Source organism: Bradyrhizobium sp. STM 3809 (assembly GCF_000239795.1).
Classification (GTDB): domain Bacteria; phylum Pseudomonadota; class Alphaproteobacteria; order Rhizobiales; family Xanthobacteraceae; genus Bradyrhizobium.
The window spans coordinates 24994-30993 of sequence record NZ_CAFJ01000309.1; the positions used below are offsets into that span (position 1 = coordinate 24994).

Here is a 6000-nt window from a genome sequence, read left to right on the forward strand (position 1 = left end):
CGTTGCCTCCGAAAGGGAATTGAATGCGTGCGACTTGATTCTCGCGACGCGATGCGTCCGAGTTGATCAAGAAAATCGCCGCCTCGGGAACAGAGGGCGCAGGGAAGTCCAGGTGCCGGCCGGACCCATGGCCTGCAGCCGCTGCCGCTACACCCCACCCATCTTGCACACCAGCTTCCACTCCTCGGCCGTCACCGGCTGCACCGACAGGCGGGACTGCTTGACCAGCGCCATCTCGGCAAGCTTCGGCTCGGCCTTGATCGCGGCGAGCGTCACCGGGGTCTTGAACGGCTTGTGCGCCTTGATGTCGACGCAGACGAATTTGCCGGTCTTGTCGGTCGGGTCGGGATAGGCCTCCTTGATGATCTCCGCGATGCCGACGACCGCCTTGCCCTCGTTGGAATGATAGTAGAAGGCGAGCTCGCCCTTCTTCATCGCCACGAGATTCTGCCGCGCCGTGTAGTTGCGCACGCCGGTCCAGGCCTCGCCCTTGGCGCCTTTGTCGACCTGCTGGTCCCAGGACCATACCGAGGGTTCGGATTTGACCAGCCAGTAGCTCATGGACACCGATTTCCTTTGGCTCGGACGTCTCGTCCGGCGATGTTCGATTCGGCGGATGAAAGTGGACGCGCATGGCCGGGTCAAGCCCGGCCATGCCGAATCCTGTTGGGAGCCGGACGCTATTCCTCGAGATGCCGGTCGAAGAACCTGGCGATGTCGGTGAAGGCCTCCTTCGTCTCAGGCGCATTGACGTTGAACTGGTATTGCGCGTGCGACTGGCCCTCATAGACGTTGAGGTCGGCGACGACGCCGGCGCGACGCAGCTTGCGATGCGTCCGCACCGTGTTGCTCAGGAACAGATCGCGGGTGCCCGAGGTCAGGATGGTCGGCGGGAATCCCTTGAAGTCGCCGTATATCGGCGAGATCTGGGGATCCTTCAGGCTGGTGCCGTTGGCATAGAGCTTCGCGGCGCGCCCAAGCCAGCCGTCCCAGGTCACCAGCACGTTGTCGAGCCACTCGTTGCTCGCGTAGCTGTCGCCGATCTTGTCGATGTCGGCCCAGGGCGTGCCCGGCGCGATCGCCGCCGGCTTTGGCAGCTTCTCGGCCTTGGCACGCAGCACCATGGCGAGGGTCATCGCGCCGCCGGTCGAGGTGCCGAAGATCGCCATGCGTCGGGGATCGTTGGTCTTGACCAGTTGCTTCCACACCGCGATCGCATCGTCCATCGCCGCTGGATAGGGGAAGTCCGGCGGCATGCGGTAGTCGACCGAGATCACCTTGAAGCCGCCGAAGCCGGCCATCATGATCGCCTCCGGCAGCGCCGCCTCGCCGGGGCCAAACACGTAGCCGCCGCCATGCACGTGAACGAGCAGCCGGCGCCGATTGTCCGCCGGGATCTTGTTCGGGGTGACGATGAAGCAGTGCACGCCTGCGATCCTGGTCTCCTCGACCTTGACGCCGAGCTTTTCCTTGAGCGCGGGAAGGCCAGAGATCGCCAGCTTGGCACGGCGGTCGATCAGCTCTTTCCATTCCGCCGGCGTCTTGGGATCGGCGTTGAAATGCGGCGGATAGGGCGCCCCGATCATCGCCTGCATTTCGGGGCTGACCTCGTCGGAGGGGTTGCGGATCGACTTGATCGGCGCAACCCGCTTGCCGTTTTCGGAATTGGCTGCGGCTTCGCTCTTGGCGAGCTCGTCATAGGTGGTCGCGGTCTGGGCGTGCGATGTCGCGGTGGCGGCCAGCAGGGCGATGCTCGCCGACACCAAGGCAAGGTGCGATCTGCGCATGGGGTTTCCTCGGGCGGATTGTTGTTCGTCGTTCGGCCGGACTTCGCCGGATCACGCCCAGGCTAATACAGCCCCCGGGTGCCGTGAAGGCCGCCTACTCCTCCGCCTTGAACGGCCGCAGCATCAGCGCCTCGATGGCGGCATCGATGGTCACCGCCCCGGACAGGATCGCAGCCACCGCCTGCGCCACCGGCATCTCGACGCCGCGCGACGTCGCCAGTTCGACCAGCACAGGCGCGGTGTACTGCCCCTCGGCGAGCTTGCCGGCCGGCAGCGGCTCGCCGCGGCCGAGCGCGAGGCCCGCGGCGAAGTTGCGCGATTGCGGGCCTGCGCAGGTCAGGATGAGATCGCCGAGCCCGGACAGGCCGGTCAGCGTTTCGCTGCGCGCGCCATAGGCCCGGCCGAGCCGGACCAGTTCGGCGAAACCGCGCGTCGTCAGCGCCGCCAGAGCCGACGCGCCGAGATTGCGCCCGGACACGATGCCGGCCGCGATCGCCAGCACGTTCTTCGCGGCGCCGCCGATCTCGACGCCGCGCACGTCGGTCGAATGATAGGGCCGGAACGTCGACGAGCCCAGCGCCTGGACGAGCGCCGCCGCCAGCGGCTCGTCGGGCGCGGCGAGCGTCACCGCCGTCGGCAGCCCGCGCGCGACGTCGTCGGCGAAGCTCGGGCCGGAGAGGATGCCCGGCGTCGCGCGCGGCGCAGCCTCGGCGATCACCTCGGTCATGAACTTGTGGGTGCCGTGCTCGATGCCCTTGGCGCAGGCGATGAGCGGCGTGGCGGGCGCGAGCAGCGGCGCCAGATGCATGACGGCGCCACGCAAATGCTGCGCGGGGACGACGATGAGCACGGCGTCGCCGCGCGCGGCTCGCGCGAGGTCGGCAGTGACGGCGATGCTGTCGGCGAGCGGGATTCCGGGCAGGCGGGGGTTCTCACGCGCGGCCGCGATGCGTGCGGCATGATCGGCGTCGCGGGCATAGAGCGTGACGTTGCGGCCGGCACGCGCCGCGACGGCGGCAAGCGCAGTGCCCCAGGCACCGGCGCCGATGACGGAGATGGTTTGGAAGCGGATCATCAGCGGCGAACTCCGCTGCGCTCTCTCCCCCCTTGTGGGGGAGGGTTGGGGAGGGAGGTACCACGGGTGACAATCTTTGGGGGGCTACCCTCACCCCCGCCCCCTCCTCGCAAGGGGGAGGGGAGCGCACCGACGTCGGCGCGCTGGCTCAGGCCCTCACATCCGGGAGCACGGCTCAAGCAATGGCTGGTGCCGGACTGCGAGTTCCCCACGCCGTCAAAACCCCGCGCGGGTGTTCGCGAACTTGCCCGGCACCTGCGCATTCGCATCGAGCAGCCAGCGGGCACGCGGCGCGGCGTCCATGCCGTCGGTCATGCCGAGCGCGAGGCGCTCGGCGCCGGCCCAGGCGATCATCGCGCCATTGTCGGTGCACAGCGCCGGCGGCGGCATGATCAGGCGCGTGCCGGCCTTGCCCGCGACGTCGTCGAGCGCGCCGCGGATCGCCTGGTTGGCGGCGACGCCGCCGGCGGCGACCAGCGCGGTCGGCGCACCGAAGCGCTGCTTGAACAGCTCGAGGCCGACGCGCAGGCGGTCGGCGGTCGACTCCAGGACCGCCGCCTGGAAGCTGGCGCAGAGATCGGCCGTGTCCTGCGCGCTGATGCTTTCCAGCCGGCCGATCTCGTTGCGCACGGCGGTCTTCAGGCCGGACAGGGAGAAATTGGCGTCGCTGCGGCCCTGCATCGGGCGCGGAAAGGCGAAGCGCGACGCGTCGCCGTTGCGCGCGGCCTGCTCGACCTGCGGCCCGCCGGGATAGGGCAGGCCGAGCATCTTGGCGACCTTGTCGAACGCCTCGCCCATGGCGTCGTCGACGGTGGTGCCGAGCCGGATGTAGTCGCCGACGCCGGCGACCGCGACGATCTGGGTGTGGCCGCCGGAGGCCAGGAACAGGCAATAGGGGAAATCGATCGCGTCGGTGAGACGCGGCGTCAGCGCATGGGCCTCGAGATGATTGACCGCGATCAGCGGCGTGCCGTGCACCAGCGCGATCGCCTTGGCCGTGGTCAGGCCGACGATGACGCCGCCGATCAGCCCCGGTCCGGCCGCCGCGGCGACGCCGCCGAGCGCGGCGTAGTCGATACCTGCTTCGCGCATCGCCGCATCGATGAGATGATCGAGCATGTCGACATGGGCGCGCGCGGCGATCTCGGGAACCACGCCGCCATAGATCGCGTGCTCGTCGGTCTGCGAGCGCACCACATTCGAGAGGATCTTCCCTTTGCCATCCGAATCACGCGCGACCACGGCCGCGGCGGTTTCGTCGCAGGTGGTCTCGATGCCGAGCACGAGCGTTTGCGAGTCGTTACCCAATCTCAACCCTTTGGTCATTATGTGTGCGCGGAACCGCCTAACACCACGAGGTCGCCAGGTGCAATCACCACGCCGTTGCAGCCCGGCCGATCCGTGTTCGACGGGAGCATAGCATATGGCCGTGCTGGTGACCCGTCCCGCCCCCGATAATGAGCGCACCGCCGCGGCCTTGCGCGCGCGCGGCTTCGACGTGCTGCTGGCGCCGATGCTGCGCTTCGAGCCGGTCGCGCTGCCGGCCGACGCGGGCCGCGACGCGGCCGGTGTCATCGTCACGTCGTCGAATGCGCTGCGCGCGGCGGCGCCGCAGCTCGAACGGTCCGCCGTGCTCGGCCTGCCGCTGTTCGCGGTCGGCGACCAGACCGCGGCGGCGGCGCGTGCGGCCGGTTTCACAAATGTGATCTCGGCGGCCGGCGATGCCACGGCCCTGCGCGAGGTGATCGCGACGAGCGGCGCGGTCGATGCCAAAGCGACCCTGCTCTACCTCGCGGGCGCCGACATCTCGCGCGATCTCGCCTCCGAGCTGGCCGAACGCGGCTTCCAGGTGATCACGCAGACGGTCTACCGGATGGCGCAGGTCACGAGCCTGCCGCACGAGGTCCGTGACGCCTTCGCCGCGAACCGCATCGCAGCGGTGCTGCATTATTCGCGGCGAAGTGCCGCGGCGTTCGTGGCCGCGATCCGGGCCGAGGGCGTCGAAATCTCGGCGCTCGCCGTGCCGCATGGCTGCCTGTCGGCCAATGTCGCCGAGGTGGTGCGCGAGGCCGGGGCGACGCAGGTCACAATCCCAGCGCATCCGGATGAAAACGAGATGCTGGAGGGGCTAGCTCGTGCGCTACGGTCGTGAATGGCGTAAGAGGGCCTGCTCCATCTTGCCTCAGCCAGGGAACCTCCACCATGGTCGATGAACCCGACACCGTTGCGCCGGCCTCCGATACCGGGCGGCCGAAGCGGCCCCCGCCGACCATCGATCTGGAGCCGACCTCGCGCGAGGAGCGTCCCGCGGCCAGCGAGAGCGCGGCCGAGCGGCCGTCGCCGTGGTCGGCCCCGGCCGAGGCCGTGGCCGAGGGATCCTCGGGCGCGGCGGACGATTCGCATCCGCATGGCGCTCCGGAGGCCGAGCCGGCCGTCGCCGCCGGCGCGGCTCCCGAAGCGACGGTGGCCGCCGCCGAGCCGCCGCGCGAGCTGCCGCCGCCCCCGCCGCCGCGACCGGTGTCGCCATGGATCATCGCCCCGTTCTCCGGCGCCGCCGCGGCCGCGCTGGTGATCGGCGTCGGCTGGATGCTGGGCTGGCCGCCGGTGCAGCCGCCCTCGCCGACCACGCCGCTGTCGACCGCGGTCGACGAGCTCTCCTCGCGCGTCGCCACCTTGGAGCAGCGCAGCGGCAAGCCCGATGCCGCGATGACCGGCCGGATCGATGCGGTCGACAAGGCGATCGCGGCGGTGCGCGGCGACGTCGCCGCGCTGCGCAGCCAGAGCGACAAGACCGTGGCCGCGCTGAACGACGTCAAGGCGCAGCCGCGTGACAGCTCTGCGGCCGCCCCCGCTCCCGTCGACCTGTCCGGCCTGACCGCGCGCATTGACGCGCTGGAGCGCGCCAGCAAGACCCAGAGCGCGGCGCTGGCGCAGGACCGCGCCAGGTTGTCCGAGGCCACGCAGGCGAAGTCGGCCGACGACGCGCCGTTGCGCCGGGTGATCGCCGCCACGCTGCTCGACGTCGCCGTCCGCCACGGCGACCCCTATGGCGCGGCGCTGTCGACCGCGCGGTCGCTGGCGCCGGATGCCGCCGCGCTGAAGCCGCTCGACACCTTCGCGGCGAACGGCGTCCCGAGC

Annotated in this window: 6 protein-coding genes; 2 read left to right on the forward strand and 4 right to left on the reverse strand. The window is 70.1% G+C overall.

Translation table 11 applies throughout. The features are described from left to right. Nucleotides 1–147: 147 nt before the first annotated feature. The 4 genes from BRAS3809_RS17310 to tsaD all read right to left on the reverse strand — a co-directional run bounded on the left by BRAS3809_RS17310 (nucleotide 148) and on the right by tsaD (nucleotide 4146). Nucleotides 148–561 (reverse strand): EVE domain-containing protein, encoded by a 414-nt coding sequence (locus BRAS3809_RS17310; protein WP_008963395.1) that lies wholly within the window; start codon nucleotides 559–561, stop codon nucleotides 148–150. A 119-nt stretch (nucleotides 562–680) separates the two neighbouring features. Continuing rightward, nucleotides 681–1787, reverse strand: coding sequence for an alpha/beta hydrolase (locus tag BRAS3809_RS17315; protein ID WP_008963396.1), 1107 nt, complete (start codon nucleotides 1785–1787; stop codon nucleotides 681–683). Nucleotides 1788–1881: 94 nt separating this feature from the next. Then, a complete protein-coding gene (locus BRAS3809_RS17320) occupies nucleotides 1882–2862 on the reverse strand; it encodes an NAD(P)H-dependent glycerol-3-phosphate dehydrogenase (protein ID WP_008963397.1) in 981 nt (326 codons plus the stop codon). Between the two features lie 216 nt (nucleotides 2863–3078). Next, entirely contained in the window at nucleotides 3079–4146 is a 1068-nt protein-coding gene (gene tsaD, locus BRAS3809_RS17325) for a tRNA (adenosine(37)-N6)-threonylcarbamoyltransferase complex transferase subunit TsaD (protein WP_008963398.1), read from the reverse strand. Between the two features lie 139 nt (nucleotides 4147–4285). On the opposite strand from tsaD, the gene BRAS3809_RS17330 reads away from it, so the two are divergent. Both BRAS3809_RS17330 and BRAS3809_RS17335 read left to right on the forward strand, forming a co-directional pair. After that, entirely contained in the window at nucleotides 4286–5014 is a 729-nt protein-coding gene (locus tag BRAS3809_RS17330) for a uroporphyrinogen-III synthase (RefSeq protein ID WP_008963399.1), read from the forward strand. Nucleotides 5015–5064: 50 nt separating this feature from the next. Continuing rightward, the coding region (locus tag BRAS3809_RS17335; RefSeq protein ID WP_035656561.1) for a hypothetical protein at nucleotides 5065–6000 on the forward strand (936 nt) is incomplete at its 3' end.

What these genes read in the sequence shown, in the direction of transcription:
- BRAS3809_RS17310 (WP_008963395.1), bottom strand. Translation starts at nt 561, where the DNA reads ATGAGCTACTGGCTGGTCAAATCCGAACCCTCGGTATGGTCCTGGGAC.
- BRAS3809_RS17315 (WP_008963396.1), bottom strand. Translation starts at nt 1,787, where the DNA reads ATGCGCAGATCGCACCTTGCCTTGGTGTCGGCGAGCATCGCCCTGCTG.
- BRAS3809_RS17320 (WP_008963397.1), bottom strand. Translation starts at nt 2,862, where the DNA reads ATGATCCGCTTCCAAACCATCTCCGTCATCGGCGCCGGTGCCTGGGGC.
- BRAS3809_RS17330 (WP_008963399.1), top strand. Translation starts at nt 4,286, where the DNA reads ATGGCCGTGCTGGTGACCCGTCCCGCCCCCGATAATGAGCGCACCGCC.